Source organism: Nesterenkonia aurantiaca (genome assembly GCF_004364585.1).
GTDB classification, from domain to species: Bacteria; Actinomycetota; Actinomycetes; order Actinomycetales; family Micrococcaceae; genus Nesterenkonia; species Nesterenkonia aurantiaca.
Window position 1 is genome coordinate 217,742 of the sequence record NZ_SOAN01000002.1, and the last position, 24,789, is coordinate 242,530.

Sequence of the window (24,789 nt, forward strand, 5' to 3'; positions counted from 1 at the left end):
GTGGCTGACCATCCGTACCCAGGAGCACCTTATGATCCGGTTATGGGACGACCCCTCACCGAGCGCGAACGAGACGTGCTGACCTTCATGATCGAGAGGGCAGTTCCCTTCGCAGATGACCGACCCGTGCCTGCCGGCTCACGGGAACGATGGCGCCAGTCGGTCCCCAGCACCACGGCGGGTCGGGGCTGCGCGTGCGGGGCGTGCCCCTCGATCGACCTCGAGGATCAGCACGGTCAGACGCCGGACGGCGGAGACAGGATCGTGCTGAGCGCCCACCATCCGAAGGCCTCGCTGCTGCTGTTCATCGACGAGGACCGGCTCAGCTACCTCGAGCTGGCGCCACACGGCGATGAGGTGTGGGATCACTTCCCGCCGGTCGCGGAGCTGAGTCTTTGACTCGATGCTGCGCCGTGGTTCTTCGCCAACTTCGAGGGCCACCAGACCGCGGGCCCGATGTCGCGCACCAGTGCCGGCACGAGCAGCGCTCGCACCAGGAACGTGTCCAGCAGGACGCCGAAGGCCACGATGAAGGCGATCTGCGCCAGGAACAGGATCGGGATCACCGAGAGCGCCGCGAACGTCGCGGCGAGCACGATGCCGGCTGAGGTGATCACGCCTCCCGTGACGGTCAGCCCGCGGATGACGCCGCGTCGCGTCCCATGGGTCAACGACTCCTCTCTGACTCGGGTCATCAGGAAGATGTTGTAATCGATGCCCAGCGCGACCAGGAACACGAAGCCATAGAGCGGCACGGTCGGATCGGCCCCCGGGAACTCGAAGACGCCGTTGAAGACCAGCGCGGAGACGCCCAAAGCGGTGGCGAAGGACAACACGGTCGTGAGCACCAGCAGCACCGGCGCCAGGATCGAGCGCAGCAGCAGCATCAGGATGAGCAGGATGACGACCAGCACGATCGGGATGATCAGGTTTCGGTCGTCGATCGCGGCATCGTTGGTGTCGATCGCCGTGGCGGTCACGCCACCCACCAGCACCTCGGAGTCGGCCTCGGCATAGGTGGCTCGCAGCTCGCGGACGGTGTCCTGCGCGGGTGCAGAATCCGCGGGATCGGTCAGCGTGGCCTGAAGCATGATCGACCCGTCGATCACGAGCGGATCCGAAGCAGGCGTCCCCGGAGGGCCATAGGCGCTGACCCCATCGGAGTCGACCGGGGCGGAGCCGGCCTCGTCCTCGGTCATCACGGTGACTCCGTCGACCCCGCTGTTGCCCAGCAGGACATCAGCTGCGGTCTGGAGCGAGTCCTGATCGGTGACCACGTAGGCAGGGCTGCCGGAGCCGCCCGGGAAATGCTCGCCCAGGGCGACCTGGCCATCGCGCGCCTCGGACTCTCCCAGCACCAGCTCCGACTGCGGCACTCCCTGGGCATCCAGCTGCGTGACGCCCACGGCGCCCAGGAACAGCACCAGAGTCGTGGCGATCCAGATGCGGCGGGGCCTGCGCTCCACGAGTCGTCCGGTGCGCGCCCAGATCCCGCGGCTGGGGATCCCGTCCTCGGCGGCGACGACCTCGGGCTCGAACCGGGGGCGGCGGGGCCAGAAGGCGGCACGGCCGAAGACGAAGAGGATCGCCGGGAGGAAGGTGAGGGCGGAGGCCATCGCGAAGAGAATGCCGATCGAGGCGACCGGACCCAAGGTGCTGTTGGACTTCAGGTCGCTGAGCAACAGGCACAGCAGGCCCGCGATGACGGTGCCTCCAGAGGCCAGGATCGGTTCGAAGGATCCGCGCAGTCCCTTCCAGGTCGCGGTCCACTTGTCCTGGTGGGCGCGCAGCGCCTCCCGGTAGCGCGCGACGTAGAGCAGCGAGTAATCGGTGGCCGCGCCGATCACCAGGATGAACAGGATGCCCTGGGTCTGCCCGCTGAGCAGCAGGATGTCCGCATACGCCAGCCACCAGATGGTCAGCAGTGAGACACTGAGCGCGAAGATGCTCGTCGCCAACACGGCGATGGGCAGCAGCAGCGACCGGTAGACCACGATCAGGATCAGAAAGACTGCGGCCAGCGAGACGGCGAGAAGGATCCCGTCGATGCCGGCGAATCCGGCGGCGAGGTCCGCGGTGAACCCGGCCGGCCCGGTGACGAAGACCTCGACGTCGGGAAGTTCGGCACGCAGACTCTCCGAGATCTGACCCACGACGTCTCCGAGCTCCTCCTCGGACCCGATCGGCACGAACGCCTGGACGGCCAGTCCGTCCTCGGACAGGATGATCGGGGAGAGGTCCTCCTGCACCCCGGCGATCGCGGGCAGCTCTCCGACGGCCTCGTCGATCGCGGTGACCTGTGAATCGCTGAGCTCCGTGTCAGAGGCGACGACGACGACGGCGGGGATGGTGTCTGAATCATTGAACTCACCCAGCAGCTCCTGCACCGCGGTCGCGTCCGCGGACTCTGGCAGGTAGGTGGTCTGATCATTGGAGGAGACCTCCGCGACCCTTCCGAAGAATGGCCCGCCGATGGCGGTGCCGGTGAGCCAGATGAGGATCAGCGCGGCGGGGAGGAACACCCTCAGCCAGCGCGGAACGCCGCCCCGGTGAGGGCGGCCGCCGCTGCCTCCGCGGACATCATCTCCGCCGCCGTCGCTCGGGATGCCCGCGCCGGGCGTGGGTGAGGTGCGGGTGTCCGTGACGGTGCGCGGCATGTTCTTGTCTCCTGACGAGTGATTTCTTTGGTGGAAGAATATACTGTCCTGAGGGATAAAGTACACCAATGGATAATAAACGCCGCAAGGTCCGGTTGCGCATCGTAAGGTGGTCAGCATGGCAGCAGGAGAGACCGAGCCGGATCCCGTATCAGAGAGCCTGTATGAGGTTGATGCCACGGATCCCCTTCAGCGACTCGTGGATCGATCCGAGGTGCCTTCCGAGGACGTTGCCCAGATCGGTCGGCTCATGCGAGCACTCTCCGACCTGCGGACGGCGGAGCAGCGCCTGTCCGAGGCCTCGCAGCAGTACATGAAGCTCAGCCAGCTGGACATGGGTGCGATCCACTACCTGATCGTGGCGGAGAACCGTGGGGCGACGGTGACGCCCGGGATGCTCGCAGCAAGTCTGGAGATCTCTGCGGCATCGACCACCAAGCTGTTGAACCGACTTGAGCAGGGTGGACATGTCACTCGCGAAGTGCATCCGACTGACCGTCGGGCCTTCGCCGTTCGGGTCACGCCGGAGACGGCGGAGGCCGCGATGGAGACCGTCGGGCGGCAGCAGGCCAAGCGGTTCCACTCTGCCGCCGCGCTGAGTGCCCGGGAGCGAGAGGTGGTCATCGGCTTTCTCCAAGACATGACACAGCAGCTCTCCTTAGACGACGTCGCCTGGGCGAAGGGTGAGGGTGCCTGAGCTTGCCGCGTCACATCTCCACGCCGTCACAGTGGGCGATATATCGTTAAGTCTGATCGGACCCATCGTGGGTGCGGCGCTTAGGAGGCTGTCATGACTGGATCATTTTCAGGCGACTCACACGCCCGGGGCATCTTCGGAGACCGCCGGCACGCTGCAGGGGGTCCGCCGGCGGACCTCTGGGACGCCATGGATCAGCTGCGCGGTGCTTTCAAGGACAAAGCGGCCCCGCGCGCGAACCGTGGAGATGTGCGCGCAGCGGTGCTCGCGCTTCTGGCCGAGCGCTCCATGCACGGATACCAGATCATCCATGAGATCGAACAGCGCAGCGGTGGCGCGTGGAAGCCCAGCCCCGGCTCGGTCTATCCCACTCTGCAGCTCCTGGCCGATGAAGGACTGATCCACGCCGAGTCAGAGGGTGGACGCAAGACATATTCGCTCACCGAGGAAGGCCGAGAGGCCGCGGCCGCCGCTGAACAGTGGCCCGCTCAGTGGCAGGGTGCTGAGCATCGCGGCCATGCGGTCCGAACCCTCTCCAAGGCGGGCATGGAACTGGCGCAGGCAGCCGCGCAGGTGGGCCGTTCCGGAACACCCGAACAGATCCACCAGGCGGAGCAGGAGATCGACCAGGTGCGCCGGAAGCTCTACGCCATCCTCGCTCAGGACTGAACCGCGTGCTTGAGGCAGGTGACGCGTGGGGCCGCAGCCTTCAGGGCATCGAGTGAGTCCAACGGCTAAGTCGCTGCGCAATCGGTACCGCCGAATTCTGCGGTTCGCGGCTCTTCATCTGGTCCAGGTGTGGTGGTTCGAACTGTTCCTGCCACGAATCGGCCTGGCTCAGCTCGCCGCGGTCGGCCGAGCTCGGCGCATGCGGCGGCTTGCTCAGCGCTTCCACCGCCTCGCGGTGGATCTCGGCGGGCTGATGATCAAGGTCGGCCAGTTCCTCTCCTCGCGACTCGACGTGCTGCCCCCCGAGATCACCAAGGAGCTGGAAGGGCTGCAGGACGAGGTCAGTCCTGTCGACTTCGCTGAGATTCGAGCCGCTGCCGAAGAGGAGCTTGAGGTCCCGCTGGAGCGTGCCTATGCGTCCGTGGACCCGGAGCCGCTCGCTGCCGCCTCGCTGGGCCAGGCGCACCGCGCGGTAGCTTCGGCCGAGGACGCTGAGGTCGCCGGTTTCGATGCAGCGGTCGTGAAGATCCAGCGCCCCGGGATCGGTGAGATCGTCGACGTCGATCTGGCGGCACTGCGCCGAGTGAGTCGATGGCTGTCCCGGATCAAGCTGGTGAGCAACCGGGTGGATGCGCCGGCCCTGGTGGAGGAGTTCGCCACCACCAGCATGGAAGAGATCGATTACCTCAACGAGGCTGCCAATGCTGAACGCTTCGTCGCGAACTTCGACGGGGATCCGCGCGTCTCTGCGCCTGAGGTGATGTGGGAACGCACCACCCGTCGAGTTCTGACCCTGCAGGACGTGACCGCGATCAAGATCAACGATGTGCCGCGGCTCAAGGCCGCGGGGATCGACCCGACGGCGGTCGCCACAGAATTCGCGAACGTGATGTTCGACCAGATCTTCGTGCACGGGTTCTTCCATGCCGACCCGCACCCCGGGAACATCTTCGTCACGCCGACTCCTTCTGGCCGTGAGCTGCCGGCAGAAGCCGGAGCATCGCCGGGCTGGCATCTGACCTTCATCGACTTCGGCATGATGGGCGAGATTCCGGACACGCTGCGCGACGGGCTGCGCCGGGTGTTCATCGCCGCTGCCTCTCGAGACGGAAAAGGCCTGGTCGACGCCATCCAAGAGGTGGGTGTGCTGCTCCCGTCCGCGGACACCGCGGAGCTTGAACGAGCCATGACCCAGCTCTTCGCCCGCTTCGGCGGCATGGGCTTCGCCGAGCTCAAGGAGGTCGACCCTAGGGAGTTCCGGGACTTCGCCAAGGAGTTCGGTGACCTGGTCCGTTCGCTGCCCTTCCAGCTGCCGGAGAACTTTCTGCTGATGCTGCGCACGGTGTCGCTGATCTCGGGCGTCTGCAGCACCCTGGATTCCCGGTTCAATCTCTGGGACGCCATCGAACCCTATGCCGAGCAGCTGATCCGCGACCAAGGCCGCCCTGCGGTCCAGGACGCCGCCCGTCAGGTGGCGACCACCGTGACGACGGCGCTGCGGCTCCCGGGCCGGCTCTCCGACGTCGTGGGTCGCATCGAGGAAGGCCGGATCGCGGTGCGCACCCCGGATCTCGATCGGCGCACCGCGGCTCTGGAGCGCGTGGGACGGAGGCTGGTCTCGGCGGTGCTGTTCACCGGGCTGCTGGTCACCGGGACCCTGCTGCGATCCGAGGACGACGTGATCGGATCGGTGATCATGGCGGCCTCCCTGATCCCGCTCCTGCATGCGGTCTTCCCGTCCCGGCGAGGCAGGATCTAGGTCTGCGCTGAGCGCGGACCCGAGCCGCAGCTCGTCAGCTCCAACCGGTCACCTGCGCGAAGACCAGGAAGCTGATGGCGACCAGCGTCCAGAGTCCGAACAGCGGCAGATAGAACCGCAGCCACTTCTCCCAGCGGACACCGCCGATGGCCAAGGCGGCCATAAAGTACCCCGAGGTGGGATAGAGGATGTTGGTGAGTCCATCGCCGAGTTGGAAGGCCAGCACGGCGGTCTGCCGGGTGACCTCCAGCAGATCCGCGAGCGGAGCCATGATCGGCATCGTGACCACGGCTTGGCCGGAGCCTGAGGGCACCACGAAGTTGAAGCCGGTCTGTACGGCGAACATGCCGACGGCGGCGAGTTCGCCGGGCATCCCGCTGACGGCGCTCCCCAGAGAGTGCACGATCGTGTCAAGGATCTGGCCGTCCTCCAGGACCACCGCCACGGAACGGGCGACGCCGACGATGATGGCGGCCTCCAGCACGCTGCGCATGCCCTCGGAGAAGGAGGCGGAGATCGCCGAGGGGTTCAGCCCGCTGACCAGGCCTATGATCAGCATCATCAGCAGGAACATCCCCGCCATCTCGATCATGAACCACCCCTGCGAGGAGACGCCCCAGATCGTGACACCGAGGACTGGCGCCGAGAGCAGCAGCGACACCTTCTGCCGCCGATTCATCCGCTTCGCCTCACCATCCGCTCCGGAGGCATAGAGGCGCTGCTTCTCCAGCTCATCCTCCTCCCCGTACACCAGGCTCTTCGCGGGGTCCTGCTCCACGCGACGGGCATAGCGGATGACCCAGAATGAGCCGAGTGTGATCATCGCCAGGAAGAGCGCCCCGCGCAGGCCCGCACCGGAGAAGGTCTCGATGCCAGCGATCTGCTGGGCCAGGCCGGTGTTGATGGGATTGAGCACGCCAGAGGTGAAGCCCGCCGTGGTGCCCACGAGCGCAATGGCCACCGCCACCATCGAGTCGTACCCCAGAGCGATGATGACCGGAATGAGCACTGGAATGTAGACCAGTGCCAGTTCCTGAGTGCCGATGAGGGAGGCCAGGGCTGCGAAGACCGTGATCAAGACGGGAATCAGCAGAAGCCGGCGATTGGCGAAGGCTCGAAGCAGCCTGTCGAGCGCGTTCTCGATGATCCCGGTGCGCCGGATGACCATGAAGACGCCTCCGATGATGAACGTGAAGAACACCACCTCCCCGGCATCGACGAGGCCGCGGGGGACCGCGGTCGCGAAATCAAGGAACGACGTCGGCGTCGCCTCCACCGGTCCATAGGAGTCCGGGTTGATGACCTCTCGGCCGTCTGGACCTTCCACGCGCTCGAACTGGTTCGAGGGGATGACGTACGTCGCGAGGGCGGCCAGCGCGGAGAGGACGAAGAGGATGACATAGACGTGAGGCATCTGGAAACCGCGTCTGACGGTGCGTGCTGGCGTATCTGTTGCAACCATCCCCGAGACGTTACGGAGCCGGTGTTTCGCGCGTGTCACGACCGAGTGAACTCACTCTGGACCGGTCTGGCTGACCCATGGGCGACACGCGATCGGGTCGCGAGAGTGGCATTTCCTCGGGCCGCGGCCTCCCCGCTGGCACAGACGATCTATCGGGAATTCGCCCTTCCGCGCATCCCGGTCGGCTGCGTCCAGAGATGGTCTGCCGCCGCGGCCGGTTCCAGGGATTCTTGGGAACCGGCTGCTGGGGAGGATCCACCGAGTGCCTGCCAGTGTGCCTCTATCCTCCGGTCCCGTGGGTGACGCAGAACCAGCTCCACGGCGCGTCGAGCGCTCGAGAGAGCAGCATTCGTCGACTCGGTGAAACGCATCCCTGCGACGAACTGCGGCCCGTGTGCCCGATCAGACTCCAACGCATTGAAGTGCGCCGCGCGTGCATCCATATACCGCTGCAGGGGCAGCAGGGAACTTCTCGTGAGCAGCAGACCCTGCCGGCACGGAACGCCGCGCCTCAGAGCGAGTTCCAACAATCCTTCACTCATCTTCAGCTGATGCTCCTCGTACCACCGGAGGCCTTCTACGTCATCGGGGTCCTCGGTGCCCAGAAAGAGCTCAGGGAACTGATCGGTCCAGCGGATCCTGGCGAATGGGGTTATGAGTCGAATCATGAGTCAGCGTTCCTTACTATGATCCGTTGCGGATCAGGTCAGCGCGGCCCTCGTACGCGGGTTCCCGTGTGGGGCCGATGTGCCGGTCGGGGATCCGGTGTCCGCGTCTATGGAAGGCATCTGCTGTGATGCGGAGCTCACAGTGAAAGCCGTCCACGGTGCGGGTCACTCCTGCCGGGTGATGCTCATGACGGGCCGCCGTCGGTGGTGCAGCTGCCGCCGGTGGCCATGGGGTTGCTCCTGAAGCTGAGTGCCTCGGCATTGAGGTGTTGCTGGTGCAGTGCCGCTCGTTCCCGAGGCCTGATCGCAACACTCCTCTCCCGGGGAGAGCGAGTCAAGGGCAAGAACGCGGGAGGCGTCCCCACCGGTGTGGGGTGCAGCTATGGGGCAGGCTTCCCGTTCTCCTCCGAGCGAGTCAGTCGGTCGGCTTCGGAGGTCTCGGCAAGTATGCGCTCCTCAAGGCCCGGAGGTGGGGATTCCTCCCGCCAGGCCACCCCCGTCGCCTCCATGCGCGCGGCCGTAGCCCGCAGCTCTGCGAGCTCTGCATCGATCGAAGGGTCTGCTGCCCGGGTTCGGTCGAACTCGCGCCGCTCATCGTCACTGAGATCCCCCACCAGCGCACCGGCGATGAGCTCCTCGCGACGTGAAGGCGTTTCTGTCATCGTGCGCCACTACTTCCCAATGCTGTCCGCATAGATCTCAACCCGTAATACATGCGCGTCCGCAACGTCGCGACCGGGACACCCGTCTGTTCCGATAGGTCCTGGTAGCTTCCACCGAGCAGCTGTACGGCGGCGATCACCTGACGGTGCTCAAAGGTAAGCGTAGCGAGGGACTCATAGAGGGCCAACCGCTCGACTATCAGCAGGTCCTCCGTCACAGGCTCACTGGCCCACTCGATCTTCCCCGCATCAGAGGGCTCTGGGCGCCGGGCGCGAGATCTCAGCGCATCGATGACGAGGTTTCGCGCTATCGCGAACAGCCAGGTCCGAACTGAGCCACGCGAGCTGCTGTACCGCTCTCGGCTGCGCCAGGCACGAATGAAGGTCTCCTGCACGCAGTCTTCGGCCTCGACTCGATCACCCAGTGCATTGAGTGCGAACGAGAACAGCACTCTGCCGTGTGCGGCGTAGGCTTCTTCAGCGTTGAACGTCATCTCAGCCTCTGCACGCATGGGGAGCACCCCCTCGAGGGGCCAGTGGATCCAGCGCACAGGCGGCATCCAAGCTTAAGTTGCGGTTCGCGGTGGGTGGAACAAGCATAGAAACGGATCCTCGCTGCTCTCAGGGTCGTGTCCGGTGCAAAGAGACTCTCTGAGGGCGACTTGGTGATTCAGCTTTGGATAGGCATTACTTGAACATTCAACTATCACTCCGTCAGTCCGTGAAGGGACCTTGGTCCCATACCGGCCTTGCCTGAGACCTCGCGGCGAAGGCCCTGGGACAGCGTCAGGGTGGTTCTAGCGGATAGGCCCTGGCTGATCACGGAGCCGGTCATCCTGGAGGTCTGGAACAACCATGACTGGACCGGTCGCCCGCAGGAGCACCCCGCGGGAGACCGATCCCAAAAGATTGCCGCTGAACGTTCCCCTACCTCGTGTGCCGACCACCGTCAGCTGTGCCTCCTGGGCGGACTTGCTCAGCTGCGTCACAGGATCCCCAGGCTTGACCGAGGCGGTCACGGCCAACGAGGGAAAATGCCTGTGCAGCCAGGCCGCCTCTGCCTGAAGCGAGCGCTCCAGCTGTGACTGTCTCCGGCTGATGATGTCTTGGTCGAGGGGGTCCAGATCCGGGTACCAGTCCCACCAGCCCTCCAGCGAGGGCAGCGTCATCAAGAGGTGCAGGGCGACACCACGGTCTTGAGCCGCTCGGGCCGCATGCAGGGCGGCGACGCGACTCTGCGCAGAGCCGTCGATGCCCACGATCACTGGACGTGAGTCTGCCTGAGGGGCGAAACGCGCAGCCCCTTCTGCGACGTTGATCGCATAGTGCCGGGGCACCACAATAGTGGGGCAGTGCGCGTGGGCCGGCAAAGCGGAGGCCACCGAGCCCAGGATTCTTCCGAGGAATCCGCCGCGTCCCCTTGCTCCGAGAATCGCAAGTTCTGCCACCGTGGAGAGCTCCGCCAGCACAGCAGCAGCCTCGCCTTGTTCGGTCCGGTAGGTGACCTTGCCTGGGTAGGCCTGAAGGTACCTCCGGGCATCATTGAGGACTATTCCTGCCGCATCGATGGCGGCCTGAGTTTCGAACTTCTCCGGCAAGGCGCCGAGGGTGGTGTAGACGGGAATGGGGCCGCTGACCGCGGTGATCACCGTCAGCACACGTCGGCTGCGTTGAGCCTCCAGCGCGCCGTAGTGCAGCGCCAGAAGAGACCGGGTAGAGCCGTCGAAGCCGACCAGCACACCTAGGCCCTGGGCCGCGAGGTTGAAGGCGCGGGGTCGGGGAGCTGAGTGAGTGTCGATGTTCATGTCTTGCCTCCGTGAGGGGGAGAACGTTGGGAACGGGGAAGGGATTGTCCGTTGCGTGGTCGCCGAGTCTGGTGCCATGGCTCGACGCGAGCTCTGAACTGGTACTCAAGGATCCGCGCTGCGTGACGGACCTCGCGGTCCGGGCTGCTCAGGGAACCGTTGTTGCTAAAGCCGGTTCGGCATACGGCTCGGGAGGGACCCGCCGAGGCCGCCTGTCATAGAAGTCCAGGAGCTGCGCACCAAGGCCGAAGAGGACCATCGCCAGCCACACCGCAATGTTCAGCCACGGAACATGCAGCGCGACGATCAGGATCACCCCGCCCACCAGTGCCATGACCACAGGGCGCTGAGAGTCCCGGAACACAAGGCGTCCGATGGCGTAGGAGCCGGAGGCGAATGTCGCCAGAGTCATCAGCGCCCATACCAAGATCCCAGCCAGGGCCAGCGGGGCCCCGATGATGGTGATCATGAGAAGCAGGAGCGCCACGGGAACCGCGACCGCCGCCACGAACCCCACCAGGAGCGCCTTCCACGGAGAACGCTTCAGCTGGTTCGTCACCTCCGTGAGTCGGCGCGGGAACACCAACACGGCGACCAACGTGATGAGGCTCAACGCGACCAGAGCGTAGAGCAGCCCGAGAGCCCAACCGAGGAAGACGCCCCAGGGTGAGGGCTCTGCCTCAGGAGCCGGATCGGGGGCGATGCGCTCGACCGAACCAGCGACCGCACCGTCAGTGATCGAGGCGCTCTGGTCGCTGTAGTAGGTCACGTCTCCACCGACGGACCCATCGATGGAGAAGTCTTCGGCGCTGATCACCAAGTCTCGCTCGATGCTTCCGTCGATGCTGACTTCACCGGCAGCACCGACGAGATCGGCTCCGAGGGACCCCTCCTCGGTGAGATTCACACTGGCGGCGAACACCGTGCCGCTGCGTTCAACCTCACCGCTGATGACCACATCTTGGGCTGCAAGACGCACGTTGCCATCGACTGTGCCGGTGATATTGATCGTCTGGGCCGCCACGATGACGTCGCCGGTGACGTCGCCGCTGACGGTGACGTTCTGGCCGGCCACGTAGACATCACCCTGGATCGTGTCTGAGACGTCGATGACGGAACCGCTGTAGAACTGTGGTCCCTCACCGTCGCCGTCTGTCACCTCGCTGGTGGTTGAGCTGGGTGTGGAGGGTGAGTTGATCGGTGTTGACGCTGCACCGAAGGCCCCTGCCGCAGACCCGATGAGCAGGACCCCTGCCATCACGGTGCTGGCGATAAGGCGCCCGGGCTTTATAGGTGCGCTCATGATTGGTGCCTCTCTCAGGCCATTGGGGTGAGTCATTGCGCGGGCTTTGAGAGACCTCGCGCGCTTGAGACACCACGGTGCTGCGAGATGGCCACGGAACGGAGCATCCTCGTCGACCTTCTCCGACCTCATTCTGTGGTGGAGAGCGAAGCGTGTGTAGGGCCTTTAGTCTCATCAGCCGCGGGGCGGGGAAGAGCCCGAGGGCGGGGGTCTAACCTTCGGAGTCTCCGACGCTCATCGTGGCGCCATAGACGGCGACCTGGGTGCGGCGGTCCATCCCGAGCTTCGCCAGCAGCCCTGAGACGTAGTTCTTCACGGTCTTCTCCTTCAGGCCCAGGCGGTGTCCGATCTGCCGGTTGGTGAGTCCTTCGGTGATGAGCGCCAGAACCTGGTTCTCCCGCAGGGTCAGGTCAACCCACGGGACGCGCGTGGACTTCTCCTGAGCCGCCGCCTGTGCCTGCTTGGTCAGGGATGAGTGCACCCGTTGGGCCAGGTCGCGGGTCACCAGGTTCTCACCCTGAGAGACTCGAAGGATCGACTCGATCAGATGCCGGCCTCGGATGTTCTTGAGCACATAGCCCGAGGCGCCGGCGACCACAGCGGCGATGCTTGCCGCGTCGTCGTCGTAGGCGGTGAGGATCAGGCAGTGGATCTCCGGGTGCGCCGAGCGGATCCGGCGGCACAGCTCTATGCCGTTGCCGTCCGGCAGATGGACATCCAGCACGGCGACATCGGGCAGTGTGGCTTTGATTCGGGCGAGGGTCCCGCGTGCGGTGGCAGATTCACCTACGACTTCCAGGCCTGGTTCGGCGTCGATGAGTCCGGCGATGCCGCTGCGAACGATCTCGTGGTCATCGACGAGGAAGACACGCGTCGATCTGGTCATGTGAGTCTCGGAGAGTTGACGGGGGCGTGCCAGCGGCTCCGGGTTCCTCCGGAGCTGCGGGGACATAGTTGGAAATCCCCTCCGTGGGCATGCGCCCTGGCCCTGAGGTTCTTGGTGCCGCTGTTGAGCACCGAGTTCGGGGAGATCCCTACCCCGTCATCGTCGATGGTGATCGTGATGTCGGTCTCTGTGGCGCTGACCTCCACCCAGACGGTCTCGGCGTGGGCATGGCGTGCGACATTGCTCAGCGACTCACGAAGGACAGCGACGGCGTCATCGGCGAGGGAACCTTCCAGGATCAGGTCGACGGGTCCGGTGAACGTCAGACGCGGAACCGTTGACAGAGTGGGTGAGAGTTCGGAGACGACCTCGAGGAGCTGGTGTCTGACATTCATCTGCGGTGCTTGAGTCTGGAGAGCGAAGATCGCGGTGCGGATATCGGCGATCGCCGCGTCGATCTGCGCCACGTGGGGCTCCAGCCGGGCTGCCTGCTGCGGATGGGCTGATGCCAGCGCTTGCAGTCCCATCCCGGCTCCGAAGAGTCTCTGGATGACATTGTCGTGGAGATCTCGCGCGATGCGGGACCTCTCTTCGACCATTTCCAGGTGCTCTCGGTCTACCCGTGCCCACGCCAGGGCAACAGCGAGACCAGCCTGGGTGGCGAACTCTGTGAGCAGCTCGAGATCATCTGCGCTGAAGCGCGGCTCTGTCGCGGAGCGGGTGGCGCATAGGGCGGCCACCCGGTCGCCGGCGACGACGAGAGGTACCGCGATCATCGACGCGCTGGGGATATCCTCGGCGAACGGAACTGGTTCGTCTGCCTCCAGGGGAGTGATTCCGGGCTCTCCATTCATGGCTCGTGAGAGGACACAGTCCATCCAGGGAACTGAGGCGCCCTCAAGCCGTGCCGCGCGTGCCCCCCGAGCGGTATCGACGAAGAGCGCCTGGCCCACCGCTTCGGAGACCACGACACTGACCAGCTGCGCCCCGGTGAGTGAAACCACGCTCTCCGCGAGGACCCCGAACACCTCGTCGCCTTCCGCATTCAACAGCCTCGCCGCGACGTCCCCCAGCGCGGCACTGAGCTCCTGTGCCCGGCGGGTTCGTTCGTACAGGCGTGCATTGTTGATCGCGGTCGCTGCGGTGGCCGCCAGCGCCTGAACCAGAGCCTCATCATTGGCGGTGAACGACTTCTCGGAGGAATTGGTGAGATAGAGGGCACCATAGGTGCCGCCGCGGATCATGATGGGGACCCCGAGGAACGCCTGCATCTCCGGGTGAGCAAGCGGCAGGCCGACGGAGCGAGGATCATCAGACAGGTTCCTGATCCTGATGGGCTCGCTCCCGGTCAGGACGGCGCCTAGAACGCCGAGTCCCCGTGGCGGGGCACCCATCTGCTCGACGAGCTCTGGGGACATCCCCACGTGGATGAACCGCTCTAATGCCCCTTCGTCATCTACCACGCCGAGGGCAGCGAATCTGGCGTCCACGAGGGTTCGGGCCGACTCTGCGAGGTGGCGGAGGACCTGGTCGAGGTCTAGGTCCTCTGTCACAAGCTGACTCGCCTCGAGCAGGCTCAACAGACCGTGATGGTCCGTCAGGAAGCGGTCACTCCGGACCGCACTGGCGTGGTTCGTCTCGCCCGCGTCGTCAACATGGCGATCTGGGAGCTCCGGAACGGAAGGGTGATCGAGCATGGAGACGGACTCATTACTGCCATCAGGGCCTATCCGGTGCGAAGGCGCCCTGAGGGCGATTTTGCGATTCACGACTTTGCAGGACGGTGCCCCTCGACTACAACACTGAACTGCGGCTGAAGGGAAGCGTCCGGGGCCGACTGGGGCCCAGGCGCTCAACGGGGCCGCCGTTTTGGAGCTGGGGTGACTCAGCTCTTCAACGTGTGGGGTCTTCGGTGCTCAACCTGGCGCCATAGACGGCAACCTGGGTGCGGCATGTCATGCCCAGCTTCGCCAGCAGGCCTGAGACGTAGTTCTTCACGGTCTTTTCCCTCAGGTTCAGCCGCTGCCCGATCTGCCGGTTGGTGAGGCCTTCCGTGATCAGTGCCAGGACCTGGGTCTCACGCAGGGTCAGCCTCACCTGTGGGTCCCGACTCGACTTCTCCTGCGCTGCCGCTTGTGTCTGCCTGGTCAGGGAGGAACGAACCCGGTTGGACAGATCACGGGTGACCAGCGTCTGCCCTTGGGAGACCTGGAGTATCGACTCGACCAGATGTCTGCCCCGCACATTCTTCAGCACATAGCCCGAGGCGCCGGCGACGACGGCGGCGATGCTGGCCGCGTCATCGTCGTAGGCGGTGAGGATCAGACAGGGGATCTCCGGGTGCGCCGAGCGGATGTGCCGGCATAGCTCTATGCCGTTGCCGTCCGGCAGATGGACATCCAGCACCGCGACGTCGGGCCGTGTGGCCGTGATCCGCTCGAGGGCACCCCGTGCGGTGGCCGATTCTCCGACGACCTCCAGACCTGGTTCGGCGTTGATGAGCTGGGTGATGCCGCGACGCACGATCTCGTGGTCATCGACGAGGAAGACCCGGGTCATGTGGAGCTCGGGGCGTTCACCGGGGCGTACCAGTGGGCTCTGGTGCCTCCGGAGCTGCGCGAGGTCAGCTGGAATTCGCCGCCATGAGCGCTGGCCCTGGCGTGCAGGTTCTTGGTCCCGCTGCGGCGGGACAAGGAGGAGGAGAGCCCCAGGCCGTCGTCCTCGACGGTGATGGAGACCTGGGCTTCTGCGGCGTTGATCTCTACCGAGACGGTCTCAGCCTGGGCGTGGCGTGCGACATTGGTCAGTGACTCCCGAAGCACGGCGACGGCGTCATCGGCGAGGGTGCCTTCCAGGATCAGGTCGACGGGACCGATGAAGACCAGACGGGGAATCGTGGAAAGCCTGGGGGAGAGTTCGGACACCACCTCCAGGAGGCGATGTCTGGCATTCTGTGTAGGTGCCTGAGTCTGCAGCGCGAAGATCGCGGTGCGGATGTCAGCGATCGCGGCGTCGATCTGAGTGACGTGTGTTTCGAGGGTGGCTGCCTGGGCAGGCCGCGATGATGCCAGGGCCTGCAGCCCCAGTCCCGTGCCGAAGAGCCGCTGGATGACGTTGTCGTGAAGGTCTCGGGCGATGCGGGCGCGTTCTTCGACCATATCCAGTCGCTGCCGATCCACTCGGGACCAGGCAAGTGCCACAGCGAGACCGGCCTGGGTGGCGAACTCTGTGAGCAGTTCAAGGTGACCTTCGGTGAAGGGGGATTCCTCTGCGAAGCGGGTGGCGCACAGGGCGGCGACCCGGTCTCCGGAGATGACCAGAGGCACTGCCATGATGGAGGCGCTTGGGACATCACCGATGAAGGGAGCCGGCGCGTCCCCGTCCCTCGGCGTGATGCCGGGCTGTCCCTTCATTGCGCGGGAGACGACGGAGTCGGTCCACGGCATGGTGGTGCCTTCGATCGAGAATGCGCCCTCTCCTCGAGCCGTCTCGACACGGAGCTTGCTGCCGACGGCTTCGGAGACCACGACGCTGACCAGTTGTGCCCCGGTCAGTGACGCAACGCTCTGGGCAAGCACGCCGAAGGCGTCGGTATCGGGTGATGCCAGCAGCGCGGAGCTGACCTCACCCAGTGCGGCGCTGAGTTGCTGTGCCCGTTGCGCCTCGCCGTAGAGTCGTGCGTTGTTGATCGCAGTAGCCGCTGCCGTCGCGAGCTCCTTGACCAGTTCCTCGTCCTCTTGGGTGAAGGGACCGCCGGATCGGTTCGTGAGATAGAGATTCCCGAAGGTCACTTCGCGGATCTTGATGGGCACGCCCAGGAAGGTGTCCATCGGTGGGTGATGCTCGGGAAAGCCGACTGCTCGAGGGTCTTTGTTGAGGTCCGTGAGTCTGATCGGGCATGAGGTGTCGGTGACGGCGCCAAGGACCCCGTGGCCCTCGGGAAGATGACCGATCTTCGCCACCAGCTCTTTTGGCATTCCGACGTGAATGAACTGCTCCAGCTGACCTTCCGGGTCAATGACGCCCAGTGCGCCGTATTGCGCATCCACCAGGGTGAGTGCGGATTCGGCTATCTGACGCAGCACATTCGAGAGGTCCAGTTCGCCGGTGACCAGGAGGCTTGCCTCCCAGAGGCCGCGCAGGCCCGGCTGCGCACCCATCATCCGGTGATCTTGCGCATCGACCTGCGGATTCGAGTTTCGGCGTTCGGTTTCCGGCCGGGGTGCTGAATCTGAGCGTGGAATGAACACGATTAAACCCATCATTATACCAAATAGCCATACAGTGTATTTTGATATTTAAAGAAGAATTATGAAATTATGATGCGGGCGGTTCCAGGGATCGCCCCGGAGTCCAGGTGTCTGGTTCGAGATTTCAACCGGGGCTGCCATCTCGATCGTGGTCCCATTATGTCTGGAGGACCCTCCGGAGAGTCTTCGAAATCATGCGTTGTATTGATCGAAAAGACTTCACTAGGGTCCTAAGACTCTACTTCGAATGGTGCGCAAGCGCATACGGTCCGCTTATGACTCCTCCACGTGACGCAAGTGAGCCCCGCACGCCGGCTGTTCTGGTCGGGATCGATGGTTCGGAAGACAGCGAGCGAGCCTTTCGAGCAGGGCTCAGGATGGCTGAGCGCCGTGGATTGCCGCTGAGGTTGGTGGGCACCTTCGCTCGCCCGGTGGTGAGCGACGCCTACGCCATCCCGCTGATGGGTGAGTTCGTCGAGACGGCGCTCAAAGAGACCCAGAAGATGCTCGACGGCTACGCGGCACAGGCAGAACAGTCGGGGATCGAGGTCACCACCCACGCGGTCGAAGGCGACCCGGGCGCGACACTGGTCGATGAGAGTCGCTTCGCCGAGCTGGCAGTCGTGGGAAAGCGTGGACGGAACAGATTCGCAGGTCGAGTCTTGGGCAGCGTCTCGGCCAAGCTGTCCGCGCACGGAGGCTGCCCGACCCTGGTCATTCCGGCCAAGTGGGAGAGCGAGTCCGCCGAGGAGCTGCTTGCCCCATCGCAGGAGCATCCGCTCGGGGATGGGATGGCGGCCGAGCCCCTGACTCAGATGGAGGAGTCCGCCCCGAGAGAGCATTCCCGTCGTGAGTTCGCCAACGTGGCGCAGGAGCTCAACTTCGACTCCGAGGTCGTCGTCGGCGTGGACAGCTCCTCAGGCCAGGTCGTGGACCTGGCGGCGCAGACCGCGCAGCTGCTGGAGCGGCCTCTGACCCTGGTGTCGGCGGCTCCATTGAATGCCAAGGGTCATTGGTACCCCAACACGGTCGAACACAATCTCGAGCTCCCGAATCTGCGTCGGCCCTATATCGAGAACCTCCAGAAGCTGGTCCTTGAAGTTGGGGAGAAGTTCCCGGCGCTCAGCGTGCGGTGGCAGTTCTTCGATGGCTCACCAGCAGGCGTGCTCTCCGAGGCGTCCAGGACCGCCGAGCTCGTGGTGATCGGCACCCGAGGTCATGGCGGGTTCGCGGGCCTGCTGCTGGGCTCGGTGAGTCAGGCAGTCCTGAACCGTTCGGCCTGTCCCGTCCTGGTCGTTCCGACCTCAAAGGTTGAAGGTTCCCGGGCGAAGCTGCGAGTCGGGACCACCCGGTCAGATGCATGAGCGGATCGCCCCACACGGTGGAGCCCTCCTTGGCGATGGGCTCCAGAGCAGAAGCCGCCCGCTCCGCGGTCCTGGAGATTTGGAAGCTGCAGAAAGAGAGATCGGCTGATGCTGTTTGAACACGCAGAGAATGAGCCAGTGCTCATCCTCGATGCTGACCAGATCTGGAATCTTCTGGAGACCGCCAGTCACGGGAGACTCGTCCTCGTGGTGGGATGGAGGCCAGACATCTTCCCGATCAACTATGCGGTGGCCCCCGACCGCACCCTCATCTTCCGAACTGCGCCGGGAACCAAGCTGGCCGAGCTTGCGATCAACGAAAAGGTGCTGTTCGAAGCGGATCAGATCTCCTCAGACGACGCTTGGTCCGTGACGGTCCGCGGAGAAGCGCATTGGCTGCAGAACTCGGCGAGTATCGAACAGGCAGAGGCGTTGGGTCTGCGACCGTGGGTTCCCACCGTGAAGGACCACTACGTGAGCATCACCCCCACGGAGGTCAGCGGCCGACACTTCCAGTTCGGCCCGCATCCGGAGCGCGAGCTGGGAGAGGGCTCCGAGGGCGGCTGATCCACCATCGCTGGACCCCGGGTATCCGGATCTCCGATCGCGGCTGACGCTTTTCGGATGTGGGTGCATACGGGGTGAGCGGGCTCGCCTGGCGCTCAGCTGGGCGGGTGCCCCGCTGGGTGGGCATCATCCAGCTGATTCAGTACCGCACGGGGTCAGGTCGATGGCTGCTCGCCAGAGGTGGGCGTTCGGTGTCGGCGATCGCCCCTCCCGAGTGATTGATGACACCGGTGAGACCTGAGAGCTGCGCCATCTTGCGTTGCCGGGTGGCTCCGGTTCCCTGGGCCAGGAACAGCTCCAGCCCGGAGCGGACCAGTTCTTCGTCGCCGAACTCGACCAGGTAGGGCCATGCCTGATTGAACGCCTGCCACACCACCACGTCGGCGAGGACCGGAGCCCCGGTGAACGGGTCGAGCAACCGACTGCTGAGGCCGAATTTCGCGGCCTGCCAATGAGCGACGTCCAGGAGCTCAGGTTCAGGTTGAACCCGCGAGGGTTGGTCGATCGCGGCGCAGACCAGCGCTCGGATCAACGTTGCAAGAACCACGGCGTCGAGCACCTGGAGCTGAACGTCGCAGGCTCGAATCTCGATCGTCGGGTGAAGCTGCGAGAGCCGGGCCAACCAGCTGATGCCACCGCGGTCGGCCACCACATCGGAGTTCACCAGAGCATCGATCCGATTCTCATAGTCGGTGAAATCACGGAAGGCAGGTGGCACCCCGTTGACCATCCAGCGCCGGTAATGGATGGATCGCCAGCTGGCGAAGCCAGAGTCGAGACCTCGCCAGAAGGGCGAGTTGGCGCCCAGCGCGGTCAGCAGTGGAAGCCACCGGCGAATCCCGTTCAGTGCTCGGATTCCGGTCTCGGGATCTGGGACGCTGACATGGACGTGCATCCCGTTGATGTATTGATCAGCAGCAATCCCTGGTGCCAGATCTGTCATCTGCCGGTACCGGGGGTCGTTGCTGACCGCGGCGCCGAACTCCGCAATGGTGGGAGCGGTCCCGATGGGCGCGGCAATCAGTCCGAACCCTTCCGCCACGGATGCGAGGTTCTGTCTAAATCTCAGCAGAGCCGTGGTGGCAGCTGGCGCGTCCTGCAGCACTGCAGATGCGTGCTCGACCTGACAGGAGAGCCATTCCTGAGAGGTTGCGCCCTGGCCCGGCCTGATGTCCTGCAACGCGTTGGATTGGTGCACGGTCGGGGTGGCGGGCAGCATCAGCTCCCGGTCGATGAGCAAGAACTCTTCCTCGATCCCCATCGACACCGCGGGGGAGAGACGAGCGAAACTCTCAGACATCACTCGGGACCGCTGGTTCGGGGGATCGGGATGACTCTTTATGAGGGCAGGCGAGTGTCGGGCCTCTCGAGATCCTCCCCAGGGCGGGGCATGCGAGGAGGTGCAAGGGTGGAGATGTCACCGTGATGTCCTATCCATGTGATGTCGGAGTGGTTCAGCGCCGGCGGATCTTGAGGCGATTGTCGACGTGGGTCACGGCCGGGGAAGCCGCCACCGCGAGCCCGGCCTGTTTCCTCTCGTCTCGAGACTTCACGAATCCTCGGAGGACGGCGGTGCTTTGGACCCGGGTGACGAAGACTCGGCTTGCAGGGGGTGAAAGTGCGCGGCTCAACGGACTCCCAGGTCCGACGCTGAGGATGGCGGGGACCGATGGGGGCACCGCGTCGCAGAAATCTGAACCAGAGCCCCCGGCGCTTCGAGCTCGACGGGCGAACGTATCTCATGGTCGGTGACGGGCGTCGCGCCCGGCCCGGTAGTCCTCATAGTTGTAGCCCTTCAATCATTGCCCGCGTCTTGTCTTGTGGCTCCACCGTCGTATTGTTTGCGCGATCTGTGCAGGGCCATTGGTCCCGCACGCTCGACCCACACCCCCATCCGCACCCGCACCTGCACCCGCACCGTGCACTGCAGGGTCCATTCGCTCTCTGCTTCCTGGCCCGGAGGCGAAGTCCCGGGCGTGTGCCCTGCACGCTGCGCTGGGGATAGCATGTGGACACCAGACGGGTCTGACACCCCATGGAAAAGGAGTCCCGCATGACTGGTCGTGTTGAAGCGGTTGTTTTCGATGTTCTGGAGACTCTCCTGGACCTGGACCCTCTCGGTGCCAGGCTTGAGGAGGTCGGGCAGCCTGCCTCGGTGCTGGGTCCGTTCTTCATGCGGTTCCAGCGGGACGCTATGGCGTTGACGCTTGCCGGTGATGTCGCAGACTTCACCCGGACGGCTCGTCAGTCGCTGCGCACCGAGACTAAACAGGCGCTGTCGGATACGGATATCGACTACGTCATGGGAGGCTTCGCCAGCGTTCAAGCCTTCCCCGATGCACTCCCCGCGCTGCGCAAGCTCTCCGAGGCCGGGATCACGGTCGGCTGTCTGACTGTCGGTGATCCGGAGAACACCCGTTCGTTCTTGGCCGGAGCGGGACTCGAGTCCTATGTGGACGAGGTGGTGACCTCAGATTCAGTGGGAGTGTGGAAGCCTGCACCAGAGGTCTACCACCACAGCGCGAAGGCGCTGAATTGCGAGATCGATCGCATGGCGCTGGTGGCGGTGCACGCATGGGACTGCCACGGCGCCAAGAAGGCCGGGGCCCTTGCAGGCTGGTGCTCGCGGCTCGAGGGTGAGCCCGGTGAGGTCTTTCTCCCGGCCGACGTCCGCGGCGAAGACCTGATCGACGTCGTCGACGGGCTGCTGGCCCTCTAGCTCCTGAGGTGAGCGGGTCGCTACGCCCCGCGTGCGATCGAGTCTCGCCCCATGGCGAGTCAGGAGCCGCAGCGAACAGCGCGCCTCAGGGGATATCTGCCGGGAGGGAGCGCCCGGGGGCGCGGATCGCGGACTGTCGTTCCCATAATGCGCCGGTGACCCGCCACAGGACATCGGTCGCCGTCGTCACATCCTCCTGTGGGAGTCCGTGGGTGGCTCGTGCCACCATAGCGATGAAGTCGGCGTGGATCGCAGAGATGGTCCGGTGTCCCTCGCTGGTCAGCTGCAGTCGCACGCTGCGCCGGTCCTCCGGCTGGGCGACGCGTTGAAGAAGCCCCGCGTCGACGAGGCGTCTTGAGATGCCGGTGACCGCTCCGCTGCTCAAAGCGAGATGGCCAGCCAGCTCCTTGGGGGTCAGGTCTCCCGACTCGGCAACGCGGAAGAGGCCTCGGAGGTCCGTGGGGGAGAGGGAGTGCTCCTCTGCGAGGCGCTGCCGCTCTTCCTCCAAGCCCCTCAGGAGGTGGATGGCAGCGTTGGGAAAGCCTGTCAGCGCATGCCTGTCTTGCTGGTCCTGGGCCACCTGCTCCTCCTATCGAGACTATGACATGTTCGCTACGCGTTCGGACATCGTGTTTCGCCTGATCCTACGACAGCAGGATGGCCGAGAGTCGATATATAGTTTAGTATCTAAGATACCCACTGAAGTATCGCCGCGGCCTGCAAAGTGGAGCGCGGCCTGTCCGATGGAGGACCCGTGATACCCGAATCCCTGACACAAGGACAGTTCGACACCGTCTACAACTTCCTGTCCCTGGTCATCGCCTCGCAGCTCTTCACTGCCCTGTTCCTGCTCATCTGCTTGCCCCGGATCCTGCCCCGCTACCGGCAGGCCATCACCGTGGCCATCGTGGTCTGCGGCATCGCGGCATACCACTACCTCCGCATCTTCGACTCCTTCAAGGATGCCTTCGTCACTGACGCCGTCGGTGGCGACGGCATCTACACCCAGGCGGCAGGTGCCTCGTTCAACGAGGGCTACCGGTACGTGGACTGGCTCTTGACGGTGCCACTGCTGCTGGTCGAGCTGATCGCGGTGCTCGCATTGGCCCGAGCCTTGCAGTCCAAGTTGCTGTGGCGGCTGGTTCCTGCCGCGGTCCTGATGATCGCTCTCGGGTATCCGGGTGAAATCAGCGACGACAACATGGTGCGGGGGATCTTCTTCGGGCTCTCGATGATCCCGTTCCTGTATATCCTCTACGTGCTGTTCGTCCAGCTGACCGCCTCGCTCGACCTGCAACCGGCGGGTGTCCGTCGTTCGCTGAGCAATCTGCGCTGGCTTCTGCTGGGCAGCTGGGCGGTCTACCCCATCGCCTACCTGCTGCCGATGCTCAATGTCTCTGGGGCGGATGCCTGGGTTGGCATGCAGATCGGGTACTCGGTGGCTGATATCACTGCCAAGGCTGTATATGCGCTGATCATCTACCGGGTGGCCCGGATCAAGTCATTCGCGGAAGACCCCGCCTTCGCGGAGCGTGAGATGTCCCACGGCGCCTTCGCGAGGGAAACCGTCTGACGCCGGCATGATTGACCGCGTGGTGGCCCTCCAGCAAGTCGGGCAGCAAGGCACGACATGCTGGGGGCGACTGCCTCTCGGGGGTTGCCCGCAGGTCAAGATGCCACCTCTTCATGCGGCAACCCCGAATGGCATTCAGCGGCTTGGGGGGAGATGTAGGACCCGGTCGAGCCTTTGCAGGGTCTCGCTTCGGTGTGAGGCCACGAGTACTGTGCCTTCATAATCCGCGATGACGTTAGAAATGATGCGTTCGGTCTCCGAGTCCAAGCTGGCAGTCACCTCGTCAATGAGAAGGATCTTTGGTCTCCGGATGAGGGCGCGGGCAAGGCAGAGCCGGGCTTGTTGTCCCCCTGAGAGCCGCAGGCCGTTTTGACCGATATGGTCCTCGAGGGTGACCCACTCCAAGGCCTTCACCCTGTCCAGTACAGCCAGGAGTTCGGCGTCGCGTATCGGATCGGCACCTCGCAACAGGTTCTCCCGCACCGTTCCGTGGAACAGGGTGGCATCCTGGTCGACAACGGCGATGGCTTTTCGAAGGCAGGGATCTTCGATGTTTCTCAGAGAGATCTCTGCGCCGGATCTGGGGACGAGCTCGATGCTGCCATGGGTGGGGTCCCAGAGACGAGCAGCCAAGGTGATGACGGTGCTCTTCCCCGACCCGGAGGGACCGGCGATGCCGACATGTTCCCCGGCCGTGACTTCTGCAGACCAGGAGGAGAGCACGTCGGTCTGGTCGTCATAGCTGAAGGACACGTGCTTGAAGCGCAGTCCCAATGGCCCTGACGGGAGACTCTTGGACCCCGGGGAGCGGTCAACGGCTGGGGGCCGCTGGATGCCGTGTGCGACTCGGTCGGCGCTTGCTGTGAGCGGATGCAGCTGAGTCACCGTGGTGGTCGCCTCAGTGACGGCAGTGACGCCGGCCAACGACAGAGCGATCAAGGCCGGAAGAGCGGCTGCGGTGAATCGAGGTTCGTTCGGATCGCTGAAGAGGCCCGCGGCCGAGGCGCTGGTCGCGATGACTCCCATCATGACGGCAGTCACGGTGAGATCGCGGATCGCTGTGATGAGTTCAGCGAGAAGTGCGCGTCTGCGGCTGATAGCCGTGGCTCGGTCGGTGGTGGCGAGAGCTTCAGCGGTGATGGGGCGGATGAGTCCGAAACTGAGGACTTCTCGCAACGCTCCGAGCGCGTCGACGAGCTCGGTGGAGAGCTGGTTGCGGAAGAGCTGTTCCTTAGCTCCGAGATCGCGCATGCTGCGTCTGCCGAGCAGGACGCTTGCCGCGATCGTGATCGCTCCTATGGTCATCACCAGTCCGGCTTCGGGCAGAAGGAGCGTTGCGGTGAAAAGGGTGGTGAGGAAGACGGTGAGGGAGGTCGCGATTCGAGCGAGGGTGTGGGCGTAGAAGAATTCCAGCTTCTCGATGTCGTCCATGACCACGCTCGCGGTCTCTCCGGAGTGTTCTCGGCGTCGTGCGGGAACACTGTGCGAGTAGGAGTCGAAGAGCGCCATGCGCAGACGCGCCAGAACCCGGTAAGCCAGGGCATGGGAGATGTCCATTTCTCTCCACGTCAGGATCGTCCTGGCCAAGACCAGTCCGATGAGTGTCACCCACATGGTTGGACCGGGAGGGCTCGCCTCGACGATGGCGTGGCCTACGGCCCAGGCGGTGAGCACTACGATCGCGGTCAGCGTGAGCGCACTGGCGGTGCCGATGAGGTAGCTGGTGATCATGCCCCGTCTTTCAGCGC

At 64.6% G+C, this 24,789-nt stretch carries 22 protein-coding genes; 8 read left to right on the top strand and 14 right to left on the bottom strand.

Annotated features, from left to right (window positions below; all coding sequences use genetic code 11):
• Positions 1–42: 42 nt before the first annotated feature.
• Positions 43–399 (top strand): hypothetical protein, encoded by a 357-nt coding sequence (locus EV640_RS04035; RefSeq protein WP_133725877.1) that lies wholly within the window; start codon positions 43–45, stop codon positions 397–399.
• On the opposite strand, the gene EV640_RS04040 is transcribed toward EV640_RS04035, so the two are convergent.
• Positions 366–2,657, bottom strand: coding sequence for an MMPL family transporter (locus EV640_RS04040; protein ID WP_133725878.1), 2,292 nt, complete (start codon positions 2,655–2,657; stop codon positions 366–368). The genes EV640_RS04035 and EV640_RS04040 overlap by 34 nt on opposite strands.
• A 118-nt stretch (positions 2,658–2,775) precedes the next feature.
• On the opposite strand from EV640_RS04040, the gene EV640_RS04045 reads away from it, so the two are divergent.
• From EV640_RS04045 to EV640_RS04055, 3 genes are all read left to right on the top strand, one after another.
• Positions 2,776–3,354 (top strand): MarR family winged helix-turn-helix transcriptional regulator, encoded by a 579-nt coding sequence (locus EV640_RS04045; RefSeq protein ID WP_036477765.1) that lies wholly within the window; start codon positions 2,776–2,778, stop codon positions 3,352–3,354.
• A 93-nt stretch (positions 3,355–3,447) separates the two neighbouring features.
• Positions 3,448–4,023 (top strand): helix-turn-helix transcriptional regulator, encoded by a 576-nt coding sequence (locus EV640_RS04050; RefSeq protein WP_036477762.1) that lies wholly within the window; start codon positions 3,448–3,450, stop codon positions 4,021–4,023.
• Between the two features lie 199 nt (positions 4,024–4,222).
• Positions 4,223–5,782, top strand: a complete 1,560-nt coding sequence (locus EV640_RS04055) for an ABC1 kinase family protein (RefSeq protein ID WP_235181121.1) — start codon at positions 4,223–4,225, stop codon at positions 5,780–5,782.
• A gap of 34 nt (positions 5,783–5,816) precedes the next feature.
• Here EV640_RS04055 and EV640_RS04060 read toward each other — a convergent pair whose 3' ends face one another.
• The 9 genes from EV640_RS04060 to EV640_RS04100 all read right to left on the bottom strand — a co-directional run bounded on the left by EV640_RS04060 (position 5,817) and on the right by EV640_RS04100 (position 16,731).
• On the bottom strand, positions 5,817–7,196 hold the full coding sequence (locus tag EV640_RS04060; protein ID WP_084479744.1) for a YfcC family protein: 1,380 nt from the start codon (positions 7,194–7,196) through the stop codon (positions 5,817–5,819).
• A gap of 1,096 nt (positions 7,197–8,292) precedes the next feature.
• On the bottom strand, positions 8,293–8,574 hold the full coding sequence (locus EV640_RS04065) for a hypothetical protein (RefSeq protein WP_133725879.1): 282 nt from the start codon (positions 8,572–8,574) through the stop codon (positions 8,293–8,295).
• Positions 8,571–9,086 carry a sigma-70 family RNA polymerase sigma factor gene (locus EV640_RS04070; protein WP_166645869.1) on the bottom strand — a complete coding sequence of 172 codons (516 nt, stop codon included), beginning with the start codon at positions 9,084–9,086 and terminating at the stop codon, positions 8,571–8,573. The genes EV640_RS04065 and EV640_RS04070 overlap by 4 nt, the downstream gene beginning before the upstream one ends.
• 285 nt (positions 9,087–9,371) lie before the next feature.
• On the bottom strand, positions 9,372–10,379 hold the full coding sequence (locus EV640_RS04075) for a universal stress protein (protein ID WP_051501469.1): 1,008 nt from the start codon (positions 10,377–10,379) through the stop codon (positions 9,372–9,374).
• Between the two features lie 148 nt (positions 10,380–10,527).
• A complete protein-coding gene (locus EV640_RS04080) occupies positions 10,528–11,682 on the bottom strand; it encodes a bactofilin family protein (RefSeq protein WP_133725881.1) in 1,155 nt (384 codons plus the stop codon).
• Positions 11,683–11,893: 211 nt separating this feature from the next.
• The gene (locus EV640_RS04085) at positions 11,894–12,568 is read right to left on the bottom strand and encodes a response regulator transcription factor (RefSeq protein WP_036477750.1); all 675 of its coding nucleotides are present in this window, start codon (positions 12,566–12,568) and stop codon (positions 11,894–11,896) included.
• Complete coding sequence (locus EV640_RS04090; protein WP_036477747.1) at positions 12,565–14,265, bottom strand: sensor histidine kinase; 1,701 nt, start codon at positions 14,263–14,265, stop codon at positions 12,565–12,567. Before EV640_RS04090 ends, EV640_RS04085 begins: the two co-directional genes overlap by 4 nt.
• Positions 14,266–14,461: 196 nt before the next feature.
• On the bottom strand, positions 14,462–15,127 hold the full coding sequence (locus EV640_RS04095; protein ID WP_036477744.1) for a response regulator: 666 nt from the start codon (positions 15,125–15,127) through the stop codon (positions 14,462–14,464).
• Positions 15,124–16,731 carry a sensor histidine kinase gene (locus tag EV640_RS04100; RefSeq protein ID WP_166645870.1) on the bottom strand — a complete coding sequence of 536 codons (1,608 nt, stop codon included), beginning with the start codon at positions 16,729–16,731 and terminating at the stop codon, positions 15,124–15,126. Before EV640_RS04100 ends, EV640_RS04095 begins: the two co-directional genes overlap by 4 nt.
• Before the next feature lie 362 nt (positions 16,732–17,093).
• Here EV640_RS04100 and EV640_RS04105 point away from each other — a divergent pair, with 362 nt between their 5' ends.
• Both EV640_RS04105 and EV640_RS04110 read left to right on the top strand, forming a co-directional pair.
• Positions 17,094–18,182 (top strand): universal stress protein, encoded by a 1,089-nt coding sequence (locus tag EV640_RS04105; protein ID WP_161634847.1) that lies wholly within the window; start codon positions 17,094–17,096, stop codon positions 18,180–18,182.
• A gap of 108 nt (positions 18,183–18,290) precedes the next feature.
• Positions 18,291–18,749, top strand: a complete 459-nt coding sequence (locus EV640_RS04110; RefSeq protein ID WP_036477741.1) for a pyridoxamine 5'-phosphate oxidase family protein — start codon at positions 18,291–18,293, stop codon at positions 18,747–18,749.
• A gap of 139 nt (positions 18,750–18,888) precedes the next feature.
• On the opposite strand, the gene EV640_RS04115 is transcribed toward EV640_RS04110, so the two are convergent.
• Together EV640_RS04115 and EV640_RS14025 are read right to left on the bottom strand one after the other, a co-directional pair.
• On the bottom strand, positions 18,889–20,049 hold the full coding sequence (locus EV640_RS04115; protein ID WP_051501465.1) for a carboxylate-amine ligase: 1,161 nt from the start codon (positions 20,047–20,049) through the stop codon (positions 18,889–18,891).
• A 154-nt stretch (positions 20,050–20,203) separates the two neighbouring features.
• On the bottom strand, positions 20,204–20,428 hold the full coding sequence (locus EV640_RS14025) for a BON domain-containing protein (RefSeq protein ID WP_133725883.1): 225 nt from the start codon (positions 20,426–20,428) through the stop codon (positions 20,204–20,206).
• 374 nt (positions 20,429–20,802) lie between these two features.
• Between EV640_RS14025 and EV640_RS04125 the strand changes: the two genes are divergently transcribed.
• Complete coding sequence (locus EV640_RS04125; RefSeq protein ID WP_133725884.1) at positions 20,803–21,468, top strand: HAD-IA family hydrolase; 666 nt, start codon at positions 20,803–20,805, stop codon at positions 21,466–21,468.
• 85 nt (positions 21,469–21,553) lie between these two features.
• On the opposite strand, the gene EV640_RS04130 is transcribed toward EV640_RS04125, so the two are convergent.
• A complete protein-coding gene (locus tag EV640_RS04130; RefSeq protein WP_166645871.1) occupies positions 21,554–21,976 on the bottom strand; it encodes a MarR family winged helix-turn-helix transcriptional regulator in 423 nt (140 codons plus the stop codon).
• A gap of 246 nt (positions 21,977–22,222) precedes the next feature.
• Here EV640_RS04130 and EV640_RS04135 point away from each other — a divergent pair, with 246 nt between their 5' ends.
• Positions 22,223–23,041 carry a bacteriorhodopsin-like gene (locus EV640_RS04135; RefSeq protein ID WP_084479739.1) on the top strand — a complete coding sequence of 273 codons (819 nt, stop codon included), beginning with the start codon at positions 22,223–22,225 and terminating at the stop codon, positions 23,039–23,041.
• Between the two features lie 135 nt (positions 23,042–23,176).
• Here the strand turns inward: EV640_RS04135 and EV640_RS04140 are convergent, their stop codons facing one another.
• Positions 23,177–24,772, bottom strand: a complete 1,596-nt coding sequence (locus EV640_RS04140; RefSeq protein ID WP_133725885.1) for an ATP-binding cassette domain-containing protein — start codon at positions 24,770–24,772, stop codon at positions 23,177–23,179.
• Positions 24,773–24,789 lie beyond the last annotated feature (17 nt).

Bases quoted from the DNA above. Each gene is read 5' to 3' on its own strand.
- EV640_RS04040 (WP_133725878.1), bottom strand. From the start codon at position 2,657: ATGCCGCGCACCGTCACGGACACCCGCACCTCACCCACGCCCGGCGCG.
- EV640_RS04125 (WP_133725884.1), top strand. From the start codon at position 20,803: ATGACTGGTCGTGTTGAAGCGGTTGTTTTCGATGTTCTGGAGACTCTC.
- EV640_RS04065 (WP_133725879.1), bottom strand. From the start codon at position 8,574: ATGACAGAAACGCCTTCACGTCGCGAGGAGCTCATCGCCGGTGCGCTG.
- EV640_RS04140 (WP_133725885.1), bottom strand. From the start codon at position 24,772: ATGATCACCAGCTACCTCATCGGCACCGCCAGTGCGCTCACGCTGACC.
- EV640_RS04080 (WP_133725881.1), bottom strand. From the start codon at position 11,682: ATGAGCGCACCTATAAAGCCCGGGCGCCTTATCGCCAGCACCGTGATG.
- EV640_RS04110 (WP_036477741.1), top strand. From the start codon at position 18,291: ATGCTGTTTGAACACGCAGAGAATGAGCCAGTGCTCATCCTCGATGCT.
- EV640_RS04100 (WP_166645870.1), bottom strand. From the start codon at position 16,731: ATGATGGGTGCGCAGCCGGGCCTGCGCGGCCTCTGGGAGGCAAGCCTC.
- EV640_RS04075 (WP_051501469.1), bottom strand. From the start codon at position 10,379: ATGAACATCGACACTCACTCAGCTCCCCGACCCCGCGCCTTCAACCTC.
- EV640_RS04105 (WP_161634847.1), top strand. From the start codon at position 17,094: ATGACTCCTCCACGTGACGCAAGTGAGCCCCGCACGCCGGCTGTTCTG.
- EV640_RS04050 (WP_036477762.1), top strand. From the start codon at position 3,448: ATGACTGGATCATTTTCAGGCGACTCACACGCCCGGGGCATCTTCGGA.
- EV640_RS04060 (WP_084479744.1), bottom strand. From the start codon at position 7,196: ATGCCTCACGTCTATGTCATCCTCTTCGTCCTCTCCGCGCTGGCCGCC.
- EV640_RS04095 (WP_036477744.1), bottom strand. From the start codon at position 15,127: ATGACCCGGGTCTTCCTCGTCGATGACCACGAGATCGTGCGTCGCGGC.
- EV640_RS04090 (WP_036477747.1), bottom strand. From the start codon at position 14,265: ATGCTCGATCACCCTTCCGTTCCGGAGCTCCCAGATCGCCATGTTGAC.
- EV640_RS04035 (WP_133725877.1), top strand. From the start codon at position 43: ATGGGACGACCCCTCACCGAGCGCGAACGAGACGTGCTGACCTTCATG.
- EV640_RS04115 (WP_051501465.1), bottom strand. From the start codon at position 20,049: ATGTCTGAGAGTTTCGCTCGTCTCTCCCCCGCGGTGTCGATGGGGATC.
- EV640_RS04070 (WP_166645869.1), bottom strand. From the start codon at position 9,086: ATGCGTGCAGAGGCTGAGATGACGTTCAACGCTGAAGAAGCCTACGCC.
- EV640_RS04055 (WP_235181121.1), top strand. From the start codon at position 4,223: ATGCGGCGGCTTGCTCAGCGCTTCCACCGCCTCGCGGTGGATCTCGGC.
- EV640_RS04045 (WP_036477765.1), top strand. From the start codon at position 2,776: ATGGCAGCAGGAGAGACCGAGCCGGATCCCGTATCAGAGAGCCTGTAT.
- EV640_RS04085 (WP_036477750.1), bottom strand. From the start codon at position 12,568: ATGACCAGATCGACGCGTGTCTTCCTCGTCGATGACCACGAGATCGTT.